Origin of the sequence: Actinomycetospora aeridis, from assembly GCF_037400275.1 — a bacterium.
GTDB classification, from domain to species: domain Bacteria; phylum Actinomycetota; class Actinomycetes; order Mycobacteriales; family Pseudonocardiaceae; genus Actinomycetospora; species Actinomycetospora aeridis.
Genome location: NZ_JBBEGL010000005.1, coordinates 350,593 through 372,943 on the forward strand (window position 1 = coordinate 350,593; position 22,351 = coordinate 372,943).

A 22,351-nucleotide genomic window follows, 5' to 3' on the forward strand; every position below is an offset into this window, starting at 1 on the left:
GAGGCAACCGCGGCGGCGTGATCACGTCAGGACGCCCGGTCGTAGCCGGAGACCCGCCAGTCGCCCGGGCCCACCTGCACCAGCAGGAGCTCGAGGCGCACCGCGTCGGTGGGGACCTGCACGCGGACGGCCTCCGGGCGCACGTCGACGGCCTGCGGCGGCCCCGTGACGGCGCTCCCGGGCACGTTCGCCGGGTCGACCGAGGACAGCACCGCGAGGTACTCGTCGGTGGTGTACGGGGCGAGCCCGGCGCTCCACTGCTGCGGGGTGGTGCCCGGCGGATGCGTGGCCCACGCCCGCGTCCACCGGTCGGCGACGGCGAGCGCCACCGGCGGCGCCGCGGTCAGCGGCAGGCTCTGCGGGCGCAGCTCGGTCACCGGCGCCGGCCCCGGCGCGGCGGTGGCGGTCGCGGACGACGGGCTCGTCGCGGACGGGGCCGGGCCGAGCGCCCGCCCCGAGCCGGCTCCGGAGCCCCCGAGCGAGCCGCCGAGGTAGGAGAGCCCGACGGCGAGGGCGATGAGCACGACCACGACGAGGAACAGGCGCGCCGGGGAGTGCAGCGGCCACTCCCACAGCGCGCGGTAGGCCGCCGCGCGCCCGCGCCTAGTCCGGATCGGCACCTGCGCCTCCCTCGCCGGAGGTCCGCGAGGGGGTCGAGCGCCCCGACCGGCCCGAGGAGCCCGACCCGATGGGACGGCTCGGCCGGTAGATCCGGTAGACCGGCGCGCCGTCGACGAGCTCGGCCTGCACCGGGCGCCGTGGACCGCCGGCTCCCCCGGCGTCGCCGGTCCGCGTGGCGACGCTGCGGTAGAGGCTGCGGTCCGCGTCGCTGATCTGGGCGCGGGCCGGGGTGGCGTCACGGTCGCCGCGCGGCGGGCCGCCGGGGACGACCCCGGCCCCGCGGGGCAGGGCGCGCTGGGCCGCGGTCCGGGAGGCGAGCGCCGCGGCGGGGTCGGCGTCGTGGCCCGTCCCGCCCCCGCGCGCCGCGACCCGCTCGCTGTCGACCCGCACCGGGCCGGGCGCGGTCGTCGCGGCCGCCGTGGACGCCGTGGCCGCAGCAGCCGTCACGTCGGGACGGGAGGGGGCGCTGCTCTCCGGGCGCCAGCCGTCGCCGTCCCCGCCGCCCGTGCCGCGCCGCTCGGTCCACCAGTCGTCCTGGCGCGACGGCGAGCGCGGCATGAAGCGCGACAGCATCCCGCCGCTGCCGCCCGCGGGCGGGAGGAACCCGCTCATCTGGTCGCGGGTCAGCGACACCATCGCCGCGAGCCGCCGGAACGGGCGCGCCAGCGCCCAGAGCACGATCGTCACGACCCCGGTGACCAGCAGCGCGAGCCAGGTGTCCACCCCGGCCCCGGGCCGGAACAGCGCGATGACCATGAGCGAGTGCAGGCCCGCCATCGCGCCCACCAGCAGCGTGTTGACCAGGGCCGCGCCGCCGACGCGCAGGGTCGCCGGGAGCACCTCGGGCTTGAGCAGCGCCAGGACCGCGAGCGCCGGGGCGATCATCACGAGCAGCCGGATGATCAGCATCGACACGAGCACGAGCAGCTTGCTCATCAGCTGGAAGAGCCCGATGCACACGGCCTGGATCAGCGCGAGCATCCCCGCGCCGGTCCGCGAGCCCTGCCGGCCCTGGAAGTAGCTGTACCGGTCGCCCGCCCGGTCGGCGACGCTCGTGTATGCCTGCTTCTTCGCCTCCGCCGTGGCCTCGGTGTCCTGGCCGTCGGCGATCTCCTGCTTGGTGAACGCCTGCGCCCGCAGCAGCTCGCGGCCCATGTCGCGGGCCTGCGGCACGTCGGCGGAGCCGAACTCCCCGCGCAGCCAGTTGTTGTAGACGATCTGGTCGGTCAGCACCGTCGGCAACGTGTTCGCGTCCCCGACCCCGACCTGCGAGAGGAACCCGCGCTGCATCGCGGTGACGCCGTCGAGCAGGACCCCGTCCAGCATGCTCGACCAGCGCACCGGCGCCGCGTACGCACCGGCGGCGACCGCGAGGGCGATCACCGCGATCCCGGCCCGCTGGGCCTGGCGCGAGAGGTCGCCGCGCATGGCGAGCACCAGCAGGATCGCCGCGAGCACGATCAGCGCGAGCCCGACCCACGTCGTGAACACCGCGTTGTACATCGCCTGCGTGCCGGCCTGCACGATGCCGTCGAGCGGCTGGAGCAGCCCCGAGCCGCGCTCGATGAGGTAGTGCGACCAGTTCACGCCGCCGACCACGAGCTTGGCGAGGTTGAAGAACTGGTTGCCCAGCCACGTGTCGGTCGCCGCCGCCGGGTCGCGGGCGCCGCCCGGCCCGCAGCCGAGGTCGTAGGTCCACCAGATCTGCCCGGCGTAGCCGACCTCGTGGTAGACGCTCCCCGGCGCGCCGACCCCGAGCGGGGCCGGGTCGAGCGAGCCCACGAGCCCCGTGCCGGGCCGGTCGGGGTCGGGCGGGGCCTTGCAGTCCAGCGGCGCCGCCGACGCCGGCAGCGCGACGAGCACCATCCCGGTGAGCATCGTGACGACGACGGTGACGGCGCGCCGCCGCCCGCGCCGCGCGGCGCGAGGGACTCCTCGAGTGCGTGGGACGCAGCGAAGGGCTCCCTCGTTCCTGGGCCCGGCGCCGCGCGCGCGACGAGAACGCCGCCACCCCACGACGAGGGCGGCGGCGAGGATCGCGACGACGAGCGTCACCCGGGCGTCCCGGGAGCGCGCCGGCCGGCGCCCACCCACCGACCGGGGTCGTGCACCTCGCTGCCCTCGCGCCAGCCCGGGTTGCGGTCGGCGGGGGTGGTGACGGTGGCCCGGTCGGCGTCGTCGGCCAGCTCGCCGACCGCGTCGCCCGTCGCGCCGTGTTCACCCATGGCCTCGTCCATCACCCAGGCCTCGGCCCAGTCGTCGTCGCCGCCGGACGCGGGCGCCGGCAGGGCGCCCAGGTCGTCGTCGAGGTCGGGCGCGAGGTCGTCGAGGCGCTCGTCGAAGCGCTCGCGGTCCGGCCGCGACGCGATCGCCGCCGCGTCGGGCCGCTCGTCGAGCACCGTGCCCTCGACGACCGTGCGCTCGGCGAGCGGGTCGCGCGACGGCGTCACCGGCGAGACGCGCGCCGTGCCCGGCGGCGGGGGCGGGGCACTGCGGGCGGGGGTCGAGCGCGGCGCGGCCGAGTGGGGAGCGGCCGAGTGGGGAGGGGCCGACCGCGCCGGGCCCGGCGGCACGTCGGGGGCGGTGGGCAGGGGCCCGCTCGGCGGGCCCGCCGCCGCGCCGACCGGCGGCACGATCGGCACCGGCCCGGTGCGCTCGGCGTCCGTCTCCGGCGGGACCGCACGGGGCGCGGACGCCGCCGGCAGCGGGCGCACCCGGCGCGCGTCGGGGTTGGTGTCGAGCGTGTCGCGCAGGTGCTCGAGGTGCGGCCCCTCGAGGTCGATCCGGATCTTCTCGACGCCCCCGTGCCCGTCGGCGAACACGAACTGACGGGGGGTGTCGTCGGGGCGGTCGTCGTGGCGCGGGCGCGGCGAGAGGGTGCCGAGCATCTCCTCGTAGCCGACGTCGGTGGGCACCCGCAGCAGGCGCAGCGCCTCGGCCTGCGCCTCCTCGTCGTCGGTGCGGCCGACGAACACCGCGTTGACCAGCGACGCGAACCCGGGCACGCGCAGCAGGTCGCCCGCGAGCTGGGAGGCGAACAGCGCGCGGACGTTGAACTTGCGCGAGTCGCGGGCGAGCCGGTCGATGAGCACCTTGCCGGTGGGGATCTGCGACAGGAAGTGGGTCTCGTCGAGCGCGACGCCCTTCCGCAGGTTCCGGTCGGCGGTGTAGATCGTGCGCTGGGTCAGCCAGGACGCCAGGTTGAGCAGCTCGACCGCGAGGGACTCGCCGTCGGTCCACTCCTCGCGCGGGCTGCCCGGGCGCGGCAGGGACATCCCCTGCATCGTCAGCACCGTGAGGCGGTAGTCCTCCTCGCCCTGCCACGGGTCGTGGCGGGGGTCGGTGTTCGCGTCGGGGAACAGCAGCGCGGCCTGGGGCAGCTCGCGGCGCTCCTCGAGGAAGTCCGCGACGACGTCGGCGTGCTCCTCGCCCTCGCGTGCGTGGCGGCGCAGCACCGCGATGACCTGCCCGGGATCGCGGTCCGGCGCGCCCCCGACCTCGCGGACCGCGCGCAGCAGCACGATCCGGGTGTGGGGCATGCGCGCCACGTCGAAGGGCAGCAGGCCGGTGAGGACGTCGAGCACGAGACGGCGCCGGGTCGCGGCGGCGAGCGAACGCTCCCGGCGCCACGCCTTGTCCGGGTCGTCCTCGTCGAGGAAGTGGTCGCGCCGCGGCTCGGCCACCACCCGGTACGGGTTGAGGATTCCGGGGTCGGCGCCGAGCAGGTGGATGTGCCGGGAGAACGGGGCGAGCTCGGGGAGCTTCGTCAGCTCCGCGAGGGGCCCCGACGGGTCGAGCACCGTCCACCGGGCGCCGGCCCGCAGCGTCTTGTAGACGAGCAGCCCGGTGAGGAACGACTTGCCGGAGCCGAGACCACCCACGATCGCGGTGAGGCCCGAGGCCCGCCGGACCTCCTGCGCCATCCACGGGTCCCAGGCGACGGGACGGCGGGTGGCCGTGCAGGTCTCGCCGAGCATGATGCCGCGCCGGTCGCCCACCGACGCCGACGCCGCCGGCACCCCCGCCGCCATCCAGGTCACCGAGCCGCGACGGCGGTAGGCCGTGGACGCCAGCGGCTCGCCCGGGATGAACTCGCGCGCGTAGGCGTACTGCGCCTCGGGGTGCTCCATCGCGACGCGCGGGCGGTAGAGGTCGAGCACCTGCTGCGCGCGGGTCAGCGCCTCACCCTCGTCGCGCCCCGAGACGGCGACGCGCCACCACCCGTAGACCCGGGTGTTGAGCTGCGTGAGCCCACCGGAGAGCTCGTCCTCGATCTGCAGCACCCGGTCGGCCTGGCGCGCGAGCGACATCGGCGGGTCGAGGTCGTGGTCGTGGGTGTAGTGCCGGATCTGGCTGCGCACCTTGCCCATCTGGCGCTGCAGCTCGCCCGCCACCTCCTCGGGCTTGCGGACGTAGATGCGCGCCGACCACTCGACGGGGAACGGCAGCCGGTCGCTGCGCTGCATCCACGGGTCGTCGGCCTCCGGGATGCGCAGCCCGTCCATGAGCCCCACCGACAGCACCGCGACGTGCCGCTGCACCGGCTGGGTCCCGAACCGCCCGAGCACCTGCACGGTCGGCGCGTACGGCTCCTGGTGCAGCGCGACGCCGTCGGTGAACGCCGCGAGGTCCTCGGTCTCCCAGTGCTCGCCCGAGGCCGGGGTGACCGTGCGCGGGGCCGGCAGCCCCAGCGAGCACGAGCGGTGCATCAGCCAGGCCATGTCCTCGGCCGTCGCGGGCACCGCGTCGAGCCCTGCGCGCGAGACCAGCGCCTCGACGTGCGCGATCTCGGACTCCAGCGCGGCGAGCTCCGCGGTCGCCGCCGACGGCACCAGACGCCCGAGGATCGGCGCGGCGCCCTCCAGCCAGCGGTCGACCACCGAGCGGCCCGACACCTCGACCCCGAGGAAGACCTCCTTGTCGGACATCGACAGGCCCATGAGGTGGCGCTGCTCGCCCTCGAGGAAGCTCTCCCAGCTCAGCGCGCCGGACACGTCCGGGAGGCGACCGGGGGCGTTGTGGTCGAAGGTCTCCGCCCACAGCGCCACGGGATAGGGCCGGGACGTGACGCGGACGTGCAGCCAGCGGCCCTGGAGCTCGCCGAGCTGCGTCGCGATCTGGCGGATGAGGGTCTCGCGCTGGGAGTCGCTGCGGAAGCTCCACGGCTGCGGGGCGAGGCGGTACCAGGCGGTGACCGACGACGCTGTGCGCGCGAGGTTGCCGTCGATGGCCCGCAGCGCGATCGACGACCGATAGCCCGCCGCGGGCGACTCCCCGACGAGCGAGCGGCCGCGTCGCCCACCGCGCTGCTGGCCGGCGCCGTGCTGGCCCGTGGTGCGGGCCGGGCGCAGGCCGCCCCCGCGGTCACCGGCCTCGATCGCCTCGAGCGGGGCGTCCGCGCCACCGCGGTCGGGGGCGCGCCGCCTACCGCGGCGCAGCACCGGGATCACCTCGCCGGGACCGCTGCTCGCTGCCGGGCTCGCCGTCCCGGGGCCGCGTGCCGGGACCGAACGGCGCGACGGGTGCCGCCGGGGGCTCGTTCGACGCGGGCTCGTTCGACCCGGGTTCGTTCGACATGGGCCAGCCGGGACGCCGCCGCGGGCGGGCCGGGCGGCGCTGGGTGCTGTCGGGGTCGGCCGCGGCACGACGGGCGGGGACGGCCTCGCGGGGCGCGCTCGCCCGCGGACGGGTCCACGCCGCCATCACCGCGTCGGCGGACCGGGTGTCCGCGGCGGGCGGCAGCTCGGGCGTCCCGTCCACCGGCGGCGCGCCGATGTCGGCGCTCGACGGCGGCCCGAAGTCGCCCTCGACGGCGCGCGGGCGGGTCCGGCCGGAGGCCTTCTTCCGGGCGGCCGCCGCCGACGTGCGGCGACGGTCGTCGGTGCGGGCCGGACGCGACCGCGGGGCGTCGGCGTCGGCGGCGTCGGCGCCGTCGCCCGTGCCGCGGCGGGTCGCCCGCGCGTGCGACGGCCCGGCGTCGGCCAGGCTCGGGGTGAGGTGGTCGCCCGCGGGCTCGGCGCGCGGCGCGGGGACGGCCGGCGCGTCGCCGGCGTCGCTGCCGTCCGCCCGCGGGGGTGGGCCCCAGGTGGCGTCGTCGGTGGCGTCGTCAGCGGGGACGTCGGTGGCAACATCGGCGGGGTCGGCCCGGACGCGCGCCGGGAGCGCGGTCTCCGCGCGATCGCTCCCCCGGGGGAGCGCCACGGCCGTCGGGGCGCCGGCGAGGCGGGGCCGGTCGCGGCGCACCGTGACGTGTCCGGTGGTCAGCGCCCCGCCGGTGACGCGCTGGTGAGCGCGGGGGCCGCGCAGCTCGTGGACGAAGAGCGTCAGCCACTCCAGCAGCGGCCGCTCGTCGTTGATGCGCCGGGACACGAACCGGGTGATCGCGACGGTGATGAGCAGGGCCCAGGCCACCGAGAAGAAGCCGAGGTCGATGCCGAGGCGACGCTGCAGGAACATCACCAGGAGCATCACGAGGAGCCCGACCCCGTAGGCCGAGTAGCGCGCACGCCACGGGAACGTCGCCCGCGGCGGGCCGAGCCAGACGGCGTCGACGCGGTACACCTCGTCGTCGGTGCGGATGTGCACCCGCGTCACCCGGTGATGAGCTGGGCGAAGAACGCGCCGACGCGCGCGCCCGCGCCGGGCGTGAGCGCGATGCCGAGGGCCACGAGACCGATGATCAGCCCGATGCTGCGGCGGGCCACGCCGGCGTTGTCGCCGCGACCGCCGATCCACAGCATGATGATCGCGATGCCCAGGAGGATCAGCGGGACGATGTTGTCCTGGATCCAGCCCTGCAGACCACCGGTCCCCGGGGCCTGCGCGACCAGGTCGGCGCCGAGGAACGTGACGGTCATGGCGGTCCTCCTGCGGACGTGCTGGTCGTGGTAGCGGGACCCGTTCTCGACCGGTCGAGTAAACACGGCGTCTGCAGGGAATCCAACACCTTCCGCGACCGGCCCGTCACACCCGTGGGAGCCCTGTGGGCACACGGGTCGCACGCCCTCCCCCACAGGCGTGCCCACATCGTCGACCCTCCGCAACGGGCGGGTGGCACCCACCCGCTCTCCTGGTCCGGACGAGCCTATCGTGATCTCCACGGCACGGGCGGTCATCACGCTCCGGCGTGGCGCGCCCGGGTTTCCTTTCGCAAAGCATCGCTCGACCGTGTCGGCGAACGGAGCACCCGTCGTCGGGAACCGGACGAACGACGCGGTTACCGGTGAGTAGGCTCCGTCACCTCTCGCAGCGCCGAGGTCCGTACCGGCCGTTACAGTGCCGCCGACGCAGTCGTTGTCTCACCGGGTCCTCCACCACGGACCCGGCCCACGGGGAGGTCCCGTCGTGATCGTCCGTTTGGTCCTGGGGCTCGCCCTGACCCTGGTCGTGGCGGTCGTGGCCGCGCGCCGGGCATGGTGGCTCTACACCCTGATCGCCTCCGGTCAGCCCGACGCTAAGCGTGCCGACGGCCTCGGCGCGCGCGTGCGCGCCCAGTTCGTGGAGGTGTTCGGGCAGCGCAAACTGCTGCGCTGGTCGATCCCGGGGCTCGCCCACCTCTTCACGATGTGGGGCTTCATCATCCTGCTGACGGTCTACATCGAGGCCTACGGCGCCCTGTTCGTCGAGGACTTCCACATCCCGCTGATCGGGCGCTGGTCGGTCCTCGGCTTCCTGCAGGACTTCATCGCGATCATGGTGCTGATCTCGATCATCGCCTTCGCGATCATGCGCGTGCAGCAGGCCCCGGAGCGCCGTGCCCGCACCTCGCGCTTCTACGGCAGCCACACCGGTGGCGCCTGGCTGATCCTCTTCCTGATCTTCAACGTCGTGTGGACGCTGTTCGCCTTCCGCGGCGCGTCGTCGGCGCTGGGCTACTTCCCCTACGACTCGGGCGCCTGGGCCTCGATCGGGGTCGGCGCGCTGTTCTCCGGCATCCCGGTCGGTGTGCTCGAGGTCCTCGAGTCGGTCTTCCTGCTGCTGCACATCGCGGTCGCGCTGATCTTCCTCGTGGTCGTGCTCTACTCGAAGCACCTCCACATCTTCATCGCGCCGATCAACGTCTCGGCGAAGCGCCTGCCCAAGGCGCTGGGCCCGGTGCCGCCGATCGAGCACGACGGCAAGCCGATCGACTTCGAGGATCCGCCGGAGGAGGCCTCGTTCGGTCGCGGCAAGATCGAGGACTTCACGTGGAAGGGCATGCTCGACTTCGCGACCTGCACCGAGTGCGGTCGCTGCCAGAGCCAGTGCCCGGCGTGGAACACCGGCAAGCCGCTGTCGCCGAAGCTGCTGATCATGGACCTGCGCGACCACATGTTCGCGAAGGCGCCGTACATGATCGGCGGCAAGGACATGCCGGAGGAGGGCGCCGCCACCCAGGCCGGCGCGAACAACCCCGGCGAGCCCGTGCACGACGGGCACGGCGTGCCCGAGTCCGGCTACGAGCGCTACCGCAAGAGCGACGACATCCAGGCCTCGCGGCCGCTCGTCGGCACCGCCGAGGCGCTCGGCGTCATCGACCCCGAGGTCCTGTGGTCGTGCACCACCTGCGGCGCCTGCGTCGAGCAGTGCCCGGTGGACATCGAGCACGTCGACCACATCATCGACATGCGCCGCAACCAGGTCATGATCGAGTCGGAGTTCCCGGCCGAGCTCGGGGTGCTGTTCCGCAACCTCGAGAACAAGGGCAACCCCTGGGGCCAGAACAACTCGTCGCGCATGGACTGGGCGAAGGACCTGCCCTTCGACGTGCCCGAGTTCGACGGCGAGCTCGCCCCGGAGACCGAGTACCTCTTCTTCATCGGCTGCGCCGGCGCGTTCGACGACAACGCGAAGAAGACGGTGCGCGCGGTCGCCGAGCTCCTGCACATCGCGGACGTGGACTACGTCGTGCTGGGCAAGGAGGAGAGCTGCACCGGTGACCCGGCGCGGCGCTCGGGCAACGAGTTCCTCTTCCAGATGATGGCCATGCAGACCAAGGAGATGCTCGACGCCGTCTTCGAGGGCCGCGAGCCGGGGACGCGCAAGATCGTCACCACCTGCCCGCACTGCATGAACACCCTCGGGCGCGAGTACCCGCAGCTCGACGGCCACTACGAGGTCGTCCACCACACCCAGCTGCTCAACCAGCTCGTCCGCGAGAAGAAGCTGGTGCCGGTGGCGCCGGAGTCCTCGCCGGTGCCCACCGCGAAGATCGACATCAACCCGGCGACCGGCCTGCAGTACCACGGCCCCCACTCCGACGGCACCGAGCGCGGCCTCATCGCCGCCAACGGCCACGGCACGCCGGGCCACGACGGCGACCAGGCCGCCCCGGCCGCCGTCGCCCTCGCGGAGAAGGAGTCGACCAACGGGCACGCGGGGTCGAACGGGAACGGGCACGGTGGGTCGAACGGTGGGGCGCGCAAGACCGTGACCTACCACGACCCGTGCTACCTGGGCCGGCACAACGAGGTCTACAGCCCGCCGCGCGAGCTGGTCGAGGCCGCGGGCGCCGAGCTCAAGGAGATGCCCCGGCACGCCGACCGCGCGCTGTGCTGCGGCGCCGGGGGTGCGCGGATGTGGATGGAGGAGCACATCGGCAAGCGCATCAACATGGAGCGCGTCGACGAGGCCATCCAGACCGAGACCGACACGATCGCCACCGGCTGCCCGTTCTGCCGCGTGATGCTCACCGACGGGCTCACCGAACGGCAGAGCGAGTCGAAGGCCGTCGGCACCGAGGTCATGGACGTCTCGCAGATGCTGCTCGCGGCCGTCAAGCGCGGTCAGCCCGAGGCGACCACGGAGACCGACCACGAGGGCGACTCCGACCCCGACACCGCGGCCACCTCGGCCAACGTGCAGCACCCGTCCGGCGAGAGCTGACCCCCGCCAGACGAACGAACGGCGCCTTCGCTGCTATCGAGGCAGCGAAGGCGCCGTTCGTGTCTCCGGGGCCGGCCTGTTCGGCGCCGGCCTGTTCGGCGCCGGCCTGTTCGCAGCGAACGGGTATCTCGCTGCTTCTATGCGCACGAAGTCCCCGTTCGCACGCTCGATAGGGTCCGTTCGTGCTGCTCTCCGACGGCGACATCCGCGCCGAGATCGCGGCCGGGCGCGTCGGGCTCGACCCGTTCGACGCGACGCTGCTGCAGCCCTCCAGCGTCGACCTGCGCCTCGACCGGCACTTCCGCACGTTCAACAACCACGCCTACACGCACATCGACCCCGCTCTGCAGCAGGACGACCTGACGCGGATGGTCGAGCCGGCGCGCGACGAGGCGTTCGTGCTGCACCCCGGCGAGTTCGTGCTCGGCTCGACCTACGAGGTCATCACGCTGCCGGATGACGTCGCGGGCCGGCTCGAGGGGAAGAGCAGTCTGGGCCGTCTGGGCCTGTTGACCCACTCCACCGCCGGGTTCATCGACCCCGGCTTCTCGGGCCACGTGACGCTCGAGCTCTCGAACGTCGCGAACCTGCCGATCCGGCTCTGGCCCGGCATGAAGGTCGGGCAGCTGTGCCTGTTCCGGCTCTCGTCGCCCGCCGAGCACCCGTACGGCTCGCCGGTCTACGGCTCCCGCTACCAGGACCAGCGGGGTCCGACGCCGTCGCGCTCGTACGTCAACTTCCGTCGCGGGCTGCCGACGGACGAGGGCTGAGCCCGTGGTCACGAAGCGCCACTACGAGCAGCTGCAGTCCCGGTGGCGGCAGGAGGTCCTCCGTCTGCCGGCCGGGCCGCCCACCCACCCCACGAGCCGCCTGCCGACCGTCGAGTACTGCCTTCCACGGGAGTTCCACGGATCGACGCCCGTCGAGGGAGGCTGGAACTTCGTCTCGGGCGCGGCACACGACTACGCGCTGGGCCGCAGCGCCGGATTCAACGTGTTCGACGACCGGCTCTGGCGCAACATGCTCTCGAGCCAACCGCTGGCCTTCAACATCGCGGGCGGGCTCCGGGAGCACCTCGCGTCCGCCGCCGACGCCTTCGCCGAGCTCACGGAGTGGCCGGTGATCGGGTTCGACCGGCTCGGGGAGTCGGTCACGGACCGCCACGCCCTCGACGGCCTGCACGCCGAGTGGGCACCACCCCGCTCCCGACACACCGGGGACGGGTCCAGCTTCGACATCGCCGCACCCCTGCGCCTCGGCGGCCACCGGCGGGTGTTCCTCAGCATCGAGGTCAAGTACACGGACGACTTCTCGTCCGGTGTCGCCGCGCGCGACCTCGCCACCAAGCTCGAGCAGTACCGACCGCATCTCGACGCACTCGGGATCGGGGACGCGCGCCGCGAGCCGCTCCTGCGCGGGCGCACCTTCCAGTTCCTGCGATCGGTCATGCTCACCGACTCGGTGGTGCGGCGAGGTCTGCGCGGCGACGATCGTCTCGACGGCGGCCTGGCCACCGTCGTCGCCCCGGCCGCTGACGCCGTCGCGAGGGAAGCGGTCGCCACCGTGTCGGCCGCGCTCGGGACGACGCGGACACAGGTGGCCTTCTGGTCGCTGGACGACCTGCTCGACGGGTGTGCGGACCAGGCCCCGTTGCAGGTCTGGGCCGACACCATGCGACGGCGCTACCTCACCGGACCGGTGGTCGTCGAGAACAGCCGATCGGGCGCCTAGTCCACCAGCCCACCGGCACGGTGGACGCGGTTGCGGCCGGCGTTCTTCGCCGAGTACAGCGCCCGGTCCGCCTCGCTGAGCAGGGCCTCGCCGTCGCCCGCGTGCTCGGGCAGCCCGGCGACGCCGAACGACGCCGTGACCAGCTGCTTGTCGCCGCGCCGGAAGTCCTCCTCGACGCGCGTGCGCAGGCGCTCGGCGAGCTTCGCGGCGTCGTCGGGCCCGCCGCGGGTGACGAGGACGGCGAACTCCTCCCCGCCGTACCGGTAGGCCGTCTCCCCGTCGCGCATCGCGGTCCGCAACGTCGAGGCGACCTCCTGGAGCACGACGTCGCCCTGCTGGTGGCCGTAGCGGTCGTTGAGCTCCTTGAAGTGGTCGAGGTCGAGCATGATCACCGACATCGGCGAGGAGTGCCGCTTCGCGTTGGCCACCGCGGAGTCGAGGTCCGCCCCGAGCCGGCGGCGGTTGGCGAGCTGGGTGAGCGGGTCGAACTGCGAGAGGCGCTCGGTGGCGGCGTGCAGGCGGCTGGCCTCGATCGCCGACCCGGACAGCGTCGCCAGCATCTCGACCGCCGAGAGGCGCTGGCCGTCGACCTCCCCGTCGGGCGAGTCGTAGCACTCGAGGATGCCGATCACCCGTGCACCGACGACGAGCGGGACGGCCACGGCGGCGTCCTCGCCGGTGTCGGGGTCGCCCCGCGAGATCTGGCCGTAGCGCGCCGACCGGCCGACGACGCCGACCCCGAGGTTGCAGTGGGTCTCCATCGGGGCCACGGCGCCGCGGTCGGAGTCGTAGGCGAGCTCGAGGCCGTTGCCGTCCTCCTCGAGCAGCCAGAGCAGCACGCGCCCGTCGGTCACGGCGACGGCGGCCTGGACCGTCGAGTCGATGACGTAGCGGGTGTTCAGACTGCCCGCGATCTCGCGGGTCATGATCAGGATGGTGCGCAGGCGATCGGTCTGGGCCTGCAGCCGCTCGGCCTGGGCCGCCGCCTCCTCTCGCTGCCGGCGCAGCGCGACGGTCATGTCGGCCAGGCCGTCCCGCAGGGCGACGAGCTCCGCCGACCCCGTCACCGGCTCCGGCGGCGTCAGCCGGCCCTCGCCGATGCCGCGCACGGAGGCGAGCAGGCCGTCGACGGGGGTGACGACGTGGCGCTGCAGCCGCTGCCGCCCGCGGAGGGCGACGACGAGCGTGCCGGCGCCGACCAGCGCGATGAGGACGCCGACGACCCACTGGGTGGCGATGGCCGCGGCGTCGCCGGTCTCGATCGCGTCGAGGACGTCGACCCGGGTGGCGTCCTTGCGGGCCCGGTAGTCGTCGAACAGCGCCGTGCCCTGCTTGAGGAAGGTCTCCGCGCCCCCGGGCGGCGGCAGCTGGCGGGCCTGGTCGGCCCACTCGGTGCGCCAGCGCTGCTGGGCGAGCAGGAGGGCCAGCACGTCCTGACGGAGCTGCGGCTCCTCGAGGAGGTTGACCATCTGGCTGTCGGCGGCCGCGAGACGCGGCGAGGCCTGGGTGGCGCTGTCGGCGAAGAACTGGTCACCGGTCGCCAGGTAGCCCCGCAGCGAAGCGTCCATGTCGAGCATCGCCTGGTGCGAGTCCTCGAGCGCGAGGAGCCCGTCCTGCAGTCGCTGGTCCGCCGGCGCCGTCACGGCGACCGACCAGACGAGCCGGAACACGACGAGCACCACGATGAGGAGGGCAGCAATCGACACCGCGAGGCCCAGGCGCTGGACCTCGTGGATCAGCCTCGGTGCTCGCCTCACCGACCCCCGCCCTCCTGATGCGCCGCCTGTCCACCAGGTCCATCAGGCTTGCGGGGCATGACGTTAGCCGGGACTGGGTAATTGCCTCTACTTTTCGTGGCCCCCTCATCACTGAGTGATGATGACGGCCCTGCTCGTCGCTGACGGTGACCTTCGTCAGGCGGACAGGCCGCGATGCGCGGAGAGACGCACCACCCGGGAGCCGGACCCGGGCTCCGGGCGCTCGCGCACCAGGCGGTGGGCAGCGGCAGCGGCGCGTACGAGCTCGGGCTCGACCTCCCGCGCCTCCTGCGACGCCACGAGCCCGGCGATGGCGGCCTGGTTGGCCGTGTCGACCGCGACAGTCCCCGTGACGGGCACGGCCACGACCGGCACGCCGCGCCACACGGCGGCCTGGGTCGCCGCGAGCGCCGTGGCCGAGCCGCCGCGGACGAGCACGACGGCCGGCACGTCGTCGGCGACGAGGGCGTCGAGCCGCGGCAGGAGCGCCACGAGCTCGGTGACTGGCCCCTCCTCCGGGGTCTCCACGAGCAGGACCCGCCCGGCGAGGGCACCGAGGTCGTCGAGCACCTCGTCGACGGCCATCGGGTCGGGCCCCGTGGCGACGAGGACGGGGCTCACCTCGTGGTCGCGCCCGGCGAGGGGAGCGAGGGCGTGGGCGTCCTCCGCGGACGCGACGATGACGAACAGCTCCGGGAGGGAACGCTCCTGCTGCTCACGCGCAGTCATGGCGGCTTCCTCCCCACAGGTCTCCGGTCCCATCTCGCTGACCAGCCAACACGACGGAGAGCCCCAGCAGGAGTGCCTCCTGCCGGATCTACCCCGTCGACCTAACGGGTGGTGACGCTGCGTGCGACCAAACCGCGCCCGGGTCGTGATCCGCCCGTGATCGAGCGGTGAACCACACGCCTGTGATTGCGCTGGGCGGCGGATCATGGGACTCCGGACCAGGCCCTGGGCCGCGCGGGTGAGGCTCCGTGTAGGCTTCCGGGAGCACCGCGCGAGTGTAGTTCAATGGTAGAACATCAGCTTCCCAAGCTGAATACGCGGGTTCGATTCCCGTCACTCGCTCCACATAGGTTCTTGCAGGTCACAGGCCCGCTCACCGATCACTCGGGAGCGGGCCTTCGCCGTTGCGGGACGCCGTGGCACCCGCCGGAGCATCCGCGACCCGTCGTGGCGGCAACCCCGGCGAACCCTCGACCACACCGCCGGCGATCACTCGCCCGATCCGTACCCGGTCCGAGCTCGAGCGCCCGGCGTGCCGTTCGTGACCCGAGGGCCGCTCCCGAGCAGAACACTCCATGGCAGTCCAGGGGGCGACGTGGTTGTCGTTGCTTGTCGCGGATGTCGCCGATGTGGAGTAGACTCGAACACATGAGCGAACCGGTCGGCGCGGTCGAGCGGGCACTGCTCGCCCGCACCCGCGCCCGGTTCGCGGCCCGGGGGGTGGAGCACTATCGGCTGCTCGAGGATGTGGCCGAGCTCGACCGGGCCGGGGTGGCCGAGCGGACCGGGGACCGGCTGGTCGAGCGGCTGGTGGAGAACCTCGCCCGCTGCGACCGCCGGGAGGCGATCCGGCTGGTGGAGGAGGCCCGCGACCTGATCCCGCGGGTCGCGGTCAGCGGGGAGGCGCTGCCGCCGCGGCTGCCGCACACCGCGGCCGCCCTGGCCGACGGCGCGGTCGGCGAGGCCCACATCGCCATCATCCGCCGGACCATGACCCGCATCGCCGCCCTCGAACACCTGACCCCGAAGGTGGTCGCCGAGGCCGAGCAGACCCTCGCGGAGAAGGCGCGGGCGCTGTCCCCGGCCGGGCTGACCCGGGCCGCGCAGCGGCTGCTGGCCCACCTCGACCCCGACGGCGCCGCCCCCACCCCGGGCGAGGACGGCCCGGACACCGTGCAGCTGCTGCGCCACCACAACGGCACCCTGGACCTGCGCGCCCGCCTCAGCGACGTCATCGCCGCCACGATGATCGACCACGGGTTCGACGTCCTCTCCGGGCCCGCCGGCCCCGACGACCACCGCGACGTGGCCGTGCGCCGCGCCGAAGCGCTCAAAGAGCTCTTCGCCCACGCCTTCGGCCCCGGCGGGCTGATCACCGACACCCGCCACGAACCCAGACCCGACCAGCCCGCCACCGACCAGTCAGCCGCCGAGCCGACCGAGCCGACCGAGCCCACCGACGAGCCGGCCGAGCCGACCGAGCCGACCGAGCCGACCGACGGTCAGGACGCGCTGATCCCGGAACCCCGGCGCCCCGAACCCGAGAAGACATCAACCGCGGCCGCCACTGCGCCCGCAGGTAGCGCGGGGCGGGCGCTGATCACGGTCACCATCGACCACGACTGGCTGCGCCGCGCCGTCGGGCACGGCGTGCTCGACAACCAGCACCTCGTCGACGCCGCCACTCTGCGGCGGCTGGCCTGCGACGCCGACATCATCCCCGTCGTGCTCGGCACCCGCTCCGAACCCCTCGACATCGGCCGACGCTCCCGCACCGTCCCCGACGCCCTGCGCCGCGCCCTCACCGTCCGCGACCAAGGCTGCGCGTTCCCCGGCTGCACCCGCCGACCGCGGCGCTGCCACGCCCACCACATCAGATTCTGGAGCCACGGCGGCCCGACCGAGATCGACAACCTGGTGCTGCTCTGCACCCACCACCACCAGCAGATCCACCACGCCGGCTGGCACGTCGAGATGATCGACCACCGGCCCTGGTTCACCCCACCACCCTGGATCGACCCCACCCGCCAACCACGCCCCGGCGGCCCCGCACCACCCCTGCCGACCGCGGCGTAGGCCGTTCCCTCGTGTCCTGAGACGCGAGGCCTCCTTCCTGGTCTCCCGGGCGCGAACGTGGGTTGACGAGTTCCGTTGCGGCGTGTCGCACCCGCGACCAGGCTGCCCGCGTGATCGTGCGACGCGAGCGTCCCGAGGACGTCCCGGCAATCCGCGCCGTGGTGGCGGCCGCCTTCGACGCCGGGGACGGCACCGAGCCGGTCGAGGTCGGCCTGCTCGACCGCCTGAGAGACGACTCGGGCTGGATCCCGCGGTTCTCGCTCGTGGCCGAGGACGGGAACGCTGTCGTGGGGCACGTCGTCGCGACCCGCGGCGACACCGGTGGACGGCCCGCGCTCGGGATCGGGCCGGTCGCCGTGGAGCCCGCCCACCAGGGCGGCGGCGTCGGCACGGCCCTCGTGCACACCCTGCTCGGGGCCGCCGAGGCGTGCGACGAGGAGCTCGTCGTCCTGCTCGGCAAGCCCGCGTACTACGGGCGCTTCGGGTTCGTGCCCGCCGCGGAGCTCGGAGTGGACGCCCCCGACCCGGCGTGGGACAGGCACTTCCAGGCGCGGGCGTTCACCCCGTCCGCCCCGCGCGGCCCGTTCCGCTACGCCGCGCCGTTCGCGCAGCTGTGAGCGAGCGGCGCGGAGCCGGACCTCAGCCCCCGACCACCAGCGCGGCGATCCGGGGTCCGTCGGGGCCGTCGGCGATGAGGTAGCTCCCCCGGAAGTCCGCGATCACCGTGGCGTCCGCGGTGAGGCGGATGAAGCGGCCCTCGTGGCGCGCGCAGCTGTCGTTGAGCAGCACGGTGGAGGCGTCCTCGACGACGGTGCGGTCGAACGCCGCGTAGCGCAGGCCCTCGACCTGCCCGCGGATCACGCCGATCACCTGGTCGGTCTCGTGCAGCCAGCCGCTCGCCCCCGGGGCGCTGAGCAGCATCGGCACGCCGTAGAAGTCGAGGATCGCCTCGACGTCGTCGCGGTCGCCGCGGCCGAGGGCGACGAAGAGGTCGAGGTAGGCGTCGAACCACGTGGTGACGTCACTGGTGTCCACGCGTCCGCATCCTGCCGGGCGCGGTTCACTCCGCCAGCAGCTCGTCCAGCTTCTCGTAGCCCTCGTTGACGCCGATCTCCATCCCGCTCGCGATCATGCCGTCGCGGGCCTCGATCGACTCGAACAGCGACGTGCCCTCGAGGCGGGTCCGCCCGTCGCCGAGGTCGATGAAGGTCATCGTCTCGAGGGTCACCGAGTCGGCGAAGCCCTCGTAGGTGAACGTCTGCACGATCCGTTCCGCGGGCCTGACCTCGTGGAACGAGCCGAAGAACGTGTAGTCGCCGTCCTTGTCGCGGTGGGTGTAGCGGTACGAGCCGCCGGTCCGGGCGTCGTAGGTGTCGATCTCCATCGTCAGGTCGCGCGGCCCCAGCCAGCGCTTCACGAGCTCCGGCTCGACGTGGGCGCGGAAGACGTTCTCGCGGGGGGCGTCGAACTCGCGGGTGATCAGGACCGTGGGCGCGTCGGGGGCGGCGGTGATGGTCGTCTCGCGGGTCGTGGTGCTCATCAGGATGCTCCTCGTTCTCGGGGTCGACGGGGTTCGGTGGGGGCGGCCGAGTCGGTGTCCATCTCGGCGAGGACGTCGTCGAGACGGCGGTAGCGCTCCTCCGCCTGGCGCCGGTAGCGCTCGATCCACTTGGTCATCAGGTCGAAGACCTCCGCCTCCAGGTGGACCGGCCGGCGTTGCGCTTCCCGCGTGCGGGTGACGAGCCCGGCGTCCTCCAGCACCTTGAGGTGCTTGGACACCGCCTGGACGCTGACGTCGTACGGCTCGGCGAGCTCGTTGACGCCCGCGTCGGCGACGGCCAGGCGGGCCACCATGTCGCGTCGGGTGGGATCGGCGAGGGCCGAGAACACCCGGGAGAGCTGGTCGTCCACGATCGTCTCCTTGCTCAACCTTGCGGTTGAACAAACGATAGCGCCGACGCGCTCCATGCTCAACCCTTCAGTTGAATGAGCGGAGCTGCGAGCGCGGGCCCGACGGCCCAGGATGCCGACCATGACCGCAGGCCGGATCGACCCCGAGCTCGCCACCGCGATCGCCCGGCTCGAGGGCGACGGGTGGCTGCCGTTGTGGCGCGACGACGTCGCCGACGCGCGCCGGAACTACCGCGAGCTGGCGCTGATCCGTCGCGGCGAGGCCGCCGAGGTCGGCACGGTGCACGACGACGTGGTGAGCGGCCCGGACGCCGACGTGGCCGTCCGCGTCTACGAGCCCGCCGGTGAGCGGCGTGGCGTCACCGTGGTGTGGCTGCACGGCGGCGGCTGGGTGCTCGGCGACCTGGACACCGCCGACGGCGCCGCCCGGCGCGTGTGCACGCACCTCGAGGCCACGGTGGTCTCGGTCGACTACCGGCTCGCGCCCGAGCACCCCCATCCCGCGCCCGTCACCGACGCCCACACCGCGCTGCGCTGGGCGGCGACCCTGCGCCCGTCGGACCGCCTCGTCGTCGGCGGCGACAGCGCGGGCGGCGGGCTCGCGGCCGGGGCCGCCCTGCTGGCCCGTGACTGGGGGCCGCGCGTCGACGCGCAGCTGCTGCTCTACCCCGGGCTCGACCCCGCGCGCGGCTTCCCGTCGATCGTCGAGAACGCCGCGGGACCGTTCCTGACCCGCGCGGACGTCGACTGGTTCTGGGACCGCTACGTGCCCGAGCCCGCGCTGCGCGACGACCCGGCGGTCGCCCCGCTCCGCGCGGCCGGCGAGCCCGGCGGCCTCGCCGACGTCGCGCCGGCGGTCGTCGCCACCGCCGAGCTCGACCCCTTCCGCGACGAGACCCGGGCCTACGCGGAGGCGCTCGACGCCGCCGGCGTCCCGGTCCGGCTGCTGACGGGCCCGACCCTCGTCCACGGGTACTTCGGGCTCGCGGCGGCCTCCGCGGCGGCGCGGGCCGAGGGCGATCGCGCCCTCGACGCGCTGGCCGAGCTGCTCGCGACCTGAGGAGCCGACACGCGCGGACCGACGGGCGACGCTCCCGTGCGGTGAAGGGTCCGGTACTCCGAACGGCCGCCGGGGCGGGTCGACGAGGTGACCGTCCGTCGTCCGGGAGACCGTTCACCGTGCCCGGGTGCCCGCCCGCGGGCATGCACGGGAACGCATCGGCAACCTCCGGCCGCCCGCCGGACCTCTCGCCGCCACGAACACGCGAATCGCCCCGATCGAGGGGCTCCAGGACGGGGAGGGGCGTGCCGCGAGATCCGGGGACCTCGCTATGTTTCGACCCGTCCGATCACGGATTGGTCACGGCGACGGCTCCCCCTCGTTCCGCCGGACCTTTTCCCGACGACGAGGAGGTGATGGTGAGCCGTCACGGAGTAGGTGACCCCGACACCGTCCCGTTCTCCCTCAGCGGTACCCCGACCGGCCGGCGTGCAACCCGGCTGTCCTCCCGGTCCTCGACGACGGGATCGATCCTCGTCGCCGCGGTCGCGGCCGGTGCGGTCCTCCCGGCCATCCAGACGCTCGACACGCACGTCGCCGACGCCGAGGCCCCTGCGGCACCCGACGCCGCGACGGCGTCGCTCGCGCTCGCGTCCCAGCACCGCCAGACCCAGCCCGCCGTGCACCACGCCGCGGGTGGTGTCGCGACGGTCAGCCCGATCGCGATGCCCGCCTCGACGGTCTCGACCGCGGCCTCCTCGTCGTCCGACGACGAACCCAGCGCGGGCGACGAGAACGACGTCACCTCGCTGATCAAGTCCATGAGCGTCACGCGGGAGAACGGTCCGCTGGAGTTCGGCACGCCGTACTCGGCCGGCAACGAGCGCACGCTCGACGGCCAGATCGCCAAGGCGCTCGGGCTCATGGGCCTGCCGCAGCGCCTGGCCCCCGGCGTCAAGAAGATCATCATGCGGGAGTCCACGGGCAACGCGGACGCCGTCAACGACTGGGACTCGAACGCCTCGGCCGGCACGCCGTCGAAGGGGCTCATGCAGCTCATCGACACGACGTTCCGCAACGCCGTGCTCCCCGAGCTCGCGGACCGCGGCATCTTCGACCCGGTCGCCAACATCACGGCCGGCGTCCGCACGATGATCGCGAACCACAGCATCGACGACGTCGAGGCCGGTGGCCTGCGGAACTCGGCGGGCAACTACATCGGCTACGGCGGCGCGGCGATCCCCGACGACGGCCTCGGCCGGGCCGACTGAGCACGCCCGCTCCGGCGCGGGTAAGCCGGTGACATGAGCGAACGAACCTGGCTGGTCACCGGCGCGTCCCGGGGACTCGGTCGCGCCCTCGTCGAGGCCGTGCTCGCCGCGGGCGACCGCGTCGTCGCCACCGCGCGCGACGCCGGCACCCTCGAGGACCTGGCCGCGCAGCACGGCGACCGGCTGCTGACCCGCGACCTCGACGTCACCGATCGGGACGCCGTGTTCGCGGTGACCAACCAGGTCGCCGCCGAGACGGGCCGCATCGACGTGCTCGTGGCCAACGCGGGCTACGGCCTCGCGGGCGGGGTCGAGGAGGTCTCCGAGGACGAGGCCCGCCGGCAGGTCGAGGTGAACCTGTTCGGCGCGCTGTGGTCGATGCAGGCCGTGCTCCCCACGATGCGCGCCCAGCGCCGCGGCCACATCCTGCCGATCTCGAGCATCGGCGGGGTCGGCGCCTTCCCGAACACCGGGTTGTACCACGCGACGAAGTGGGGCCTCGAGGGCATGGCCGAGTCGCTGGCGCAGGAGGTGGCGCCGTTCGACGTCAAGGTCACCATCGTCGAGCCGGGCCCGTTCCGCACCGACTGGAACGGCGGCAGCATGGTCCGCGCGACGCCCATGCACGCCTACGACGACGTCCTCGGCCCGCGGCGGCAGGCGATGGACGGCTCGCAGGCGTTCACCCAGCCCGGCGACCCGTACCGCGCCGGCGAGGCGATGGTCCGCGTCGTCGACGCCGACGACCCGCCCCGGCGGCTGCTGCTGGGCGAGATGGCCGCCGACCTCGCGCCGAAGCTGTGGCAGGGCCGCATCGACGAGGCCGCGCGGTGGCGCGAGGTCTCCGCCGGCGCGGACTTCCCGACCGGCGAGCGCTGAGCCGCGCCCCTGGTGCGCAGCGAACGTCCTATCGGCGTGCTCAATGGGACGTTCGCTGCTTCTACGCGCGCGAACGACGCGGTGATCACCCGGCGAGGGCGTCGGCGACCTTCCGCATCGCCGCCGACGCGCTCGGGGTGACGGTCGGGCCGAGGACCGCGAGGCTCGACAGGATCGCCGCGGCCTCGGGCAGGTCGAGGTGCACCGGGGCGGGGGCGGCCACGCGGACGAGGCGCACGCCGCCCCCGCGCCCCGGGTGCGAGGTGATCGGGACCCCGCTGTCGCGGAGACGCTCGACGTCGCGGGCCAGGGTGCGGGACGAGACGCCGAGGTCGCGGGCGAGGTCGGCGATCCGCAGCCGGGCCCCGTGGGCGGCGTAGAGCCGCTCGATCACCGCCTGTTGACGCTCGACCCGGCGCAGCGCGAGGTGGCCGTCACGCGACGCGGCGGCGAGGTCCACGTCCGGAGACTACGACGAAACACGTCACCGGCGTGTCCTGTTCTCTCCCCAC

General features: G+C 74.0%; 19 protein-coding genes and 1 tRNA gene. 9 read left to right on the forward strand and 11 right to left on the reverse strand.

Features of this window, described 5'->3' with window-relative positions:
* Positions 1 to 26: 26 nt before the first annotated feature.
* The 5 genes from WCD41_RS19845 to WCD41_RS19865 form a co-directional block, all read right to left on the reverse strand.
* Positions 27 to 620, reverse strand: coding sequence for a hypothetical protein (locus WCD41_RS19845; RefSeq protein ID WP_337715548.1), 594 nt, complete (start codon positions 618 to 620; stop codon positions 27 to 29).
* On the reverse strand, positions 604 to 2,499 hold the full coding sequence (locus WCD41_RS19850; RefSeq protein ID WP_337715550.1) for a hypothetical protein: 1,896 nt from the start codon (positions 2,497 to 2,499) through the stop codon (positions 604 to 606). Before WCD41_RS19850 ends, WCD41_RS19845 begins: the two co-directional genes overlap by 17 nt.
* A gap of 173 nt (positions 2,500 to 2,672) precedes the next feature.
* Positions 2,673 to 5,972 (reverse strand): ATP-binding protein, encoded by a 3,300-nt coding sequence (locus WCD41_RS19855; protein ID WP_337716086.1) that lies wholly within the window; start codon positions 5,970 to 5,972, stop codon positions 2,673 to 2,675.
* 73 nt (positions 5,973 to 6,045) lie between these two features.
* Entirely contained in the window at positions 6,046 to 7,206 is a 1,161-nt protein-coding gene (locus tag WCD41_RS19860) for a hypothetical protein (RefSeq protein WP_337715552.1), read from the reverse strand.
* A 5-nt stretch (positions 7,207 to 7,211) separates the two neighbouring features.
* The gene (locus tag WCD41_RS19865; protein ID WP_337704079.1) at positions 7,212 to 7,478 is read right to left on the reverse strand and encodes a hypothetical protein; all 267 of its coding nucleotides are present in this window, start codon (positions 7,476 to 7,478) and stop codon (positions 7,212 to 7,214) included.
* 487 nt (positions 7,479 to 7,965) lie between these two features.
* On the opposite strand from WCD41_RS19865, the gene WCD41_RS19870 reads away from it, so the two are divergent.
* From WCD41_RS19870 to WCD41_RS19880, 3 genes are all read left to right on the forward strand, one after another.
* Complete coding sequence (locus WCD41_RS19870) at positions 7,966 to 10,485, forward strand: heterodisulfide reductase-related iron-sulfur binding cluster (RefSeq protein ID WP_337715554.1); 2,520 nt, start codon at positions 7,966 to 7,968, stop codon at positions 10,483 to 10,485.
* A 182-nt stretch (positions 10,486 to 10,667) separates the two neighbouring features.
* Positions 10,668 to 11,255, forward strand: a complete 588-nt coding sequence (gene dcd / locus WCD41_RS19875) for a dCTP deaminase (RefSeq protein ID WP_337715556.1) — start codon at positions 10,668 to 10,670, stop codon at positions 11,253 to 11,255.
* 4 nt (positions 11,256 to 11,259) lie between these two features.
* Positions 11,260 to 12,216: a PGN_0703 family putative restriction endonuclease gene (locus WCD41_RS19880; RefSeq protein ID WP_337715558.1), complete on the forward strand. Its 957-nt coding sequence runs from the start codon at positions 11,260 to 11,262 to the stop codon at positions 12,214 to 12,216.
* Here the strand turns inward: WCD41_RS19880 and WCD41_RS19885 are convergent.
* Entirely contained in the window at positions 12,213 to 13,973 is a 1,761-nt protein-coding gene (locus WCD41_RS19885) for a diguanylate cyclase domain-containing protein (RefSeq protein ID WP_337715560.1), read from the reverse strand. The genes WCD41_RS19880 and WCD41_RS19885 overlap by 4 nt on opposite strands.
* A gap of 156 nt (positions 13,974 to 14,129) precedes the next feature.
* Positions 14,130 to 14,702: a hypothetical protein gene (locus WCD41_RS19890; protein ID WP_337715562.1), complete on the reverse strand. Its 573-nt coding sequence runs from the start codon at positions 14,700 to 14,702 to the stop codon at positions 14,130 to 14,132.
* A 271-nt stretch (positions 14,703 to 14,973) separates the two neighbouring features.
* On the opposite strand from WCD41_RS19890, the gene WCD41_RS19895 reads away from it, so the two are divergent.
* The 3 genes from WCD41_RS19895 (at position 14,974) to WCD41_RS19905 (ending at position 17,395) form a co-directional block, all read left to right on the forward strand.
* A tRNA-Gly gene (locus WCD41_RS19895) sits at positions 14,974 to 15,047 on the forward strand.
* Between the two features lie 303 nt (positions 15,048 to 15,350).
* Positions 15,351 to 16,778, forward strand: a complete 1,428-nt coding sequence (locus WCD41_RS19900) for an HNH endonuclease signature motif containing protein (protein ID WP_337715563.1) — start codon at positions 15,351 to 15,353, stop codon at positions 16,776 to 16,778.
* A 110-nt stretch (positions 16,779 to 16,888) separates the two neighbouring features.
* Positions 16,889 to 17,395 (forward strand): GNAT family N-acetyltransferase, encoded by a 507-nt coding sequence (locus tag WCD41_RS19905; RefSeq protein WP_337715565.1) that lies wholly within the window; start codon positions 16,889 to 16,891, stop codon positions 17,393 to 17,395.
* A gap of 22 nt (positions 17,396 to 17,417) precedes the next feature.
* Here WCD41_RS19905 and WCD41_RS19910 read toward each other — a convergent pair whose 3' ends face one another.
* Genes WCD41_RS19910 through WCD41_RS19920 form a run of 3 tightly spaced genes read right to left on the reverse strand, consistent with a single transcriptional unit; the run spans position 17,418 to position 18,692 of the window.
* On the reverse strand, positions 17,418 to 17,813 hold the full coding sequence (locus tag WCD41_RS19910; RefSeq protein WP_337715566.1) for a DUF6841 family protein: 396 nt from the start codon (positions 17,811 to 17,813) through the stop codon (positions 17,418 to 17,420).
* Positions 17,814 to 17,838: 25 nt separating this feature from the next.
* Positions 17,839 to 18,318 carry an SRPBCC family protein gene (locus tag WCD41_RS19915; protein ID WP_337715568.1) on the reverse strand — a complete coding sequence of 160 codons (480 nt, stop codon included), beginning with the start codon at positions 18,316 to 18,318 and terminating at the stop codon, positions 17,839 to 17,841.
* Complete coding sequence (locus WCD41_RS19920; RefSeq protein WP_337716088.1) at positions 18,318 to 18,692, reverse strand: ArsR/SmtB family transcription factor; 375 nt, start codon at positions 18,690 to 18,692, stop codon at positions 18,318 to 18,320. Before WCD41_RS19920 ends, WCD41_RS19915 begins: the two co-directional genes overlap by 1 nt.
* 118 nt (positions 18,693 to 18,810) lie before the next feature.
* Here WCD41_RS19920 and WCD41_RS19925 point away from each other — a divergent pair, with 118 nt between their 5' ends.
* The 3 genes from WCD41_RS19925 (at position 18,811) to WCD41_RS19935 (ending at position 21,839) form a co-directional block, all read left to right on the forward strand.
* Positions 18,811 to 19,749, forward strand: a complete 939-nt coding sequence (locus tag WCD41_RS19925; protein ID WP_337715570.1) for an alpha/beta hydrolase — start codon at positions 18,811 to 18,813, stop codon at positions 19,747 to 19,749.
* Positions 19,750 to 20,105: 356 nt separating this feature from the next.
* Complete coding sequence (locus WCD41_RS19930; protein ID WP_337715572.1) at positions 20,106 to 20,960, forward strand: transglycosylase SLT domain-containing protein; 855 nt, start codon at positions 20,106 to 20,108, stop codon at positions 20,958 to 20,960.
* A gap of 33 nt (positions 20,961 to 20,993) precedes the next feature.
* Entirely contained in the window at positions 20,994 to 21,839 is an 846-nt protein-coding gene (locus WCD41_RS19935; protein WP_337715573.1) for an oxidoreductase, read from the forward strand.
* A gap of 85 nt (positions 21,840 to 21,924) precedes the next feature.
* Here the strand turns inward: WCD41_RS19935 and WCD41_RS19940 are convergent, their stop codons facing one another.
* A complete protein-coding gene (locus WCD41_RS19940) occupies positions 21,925 to 22,299 on the reverse strand; it encodes a helix-turn-helix transcriptional regulator (protein WP_337715575.1) in 375 nt (124 codons plus the stop codon).
* Between the last annotated feature and the right edge of the window lie 52 nt (positions 22,300 to 22,351).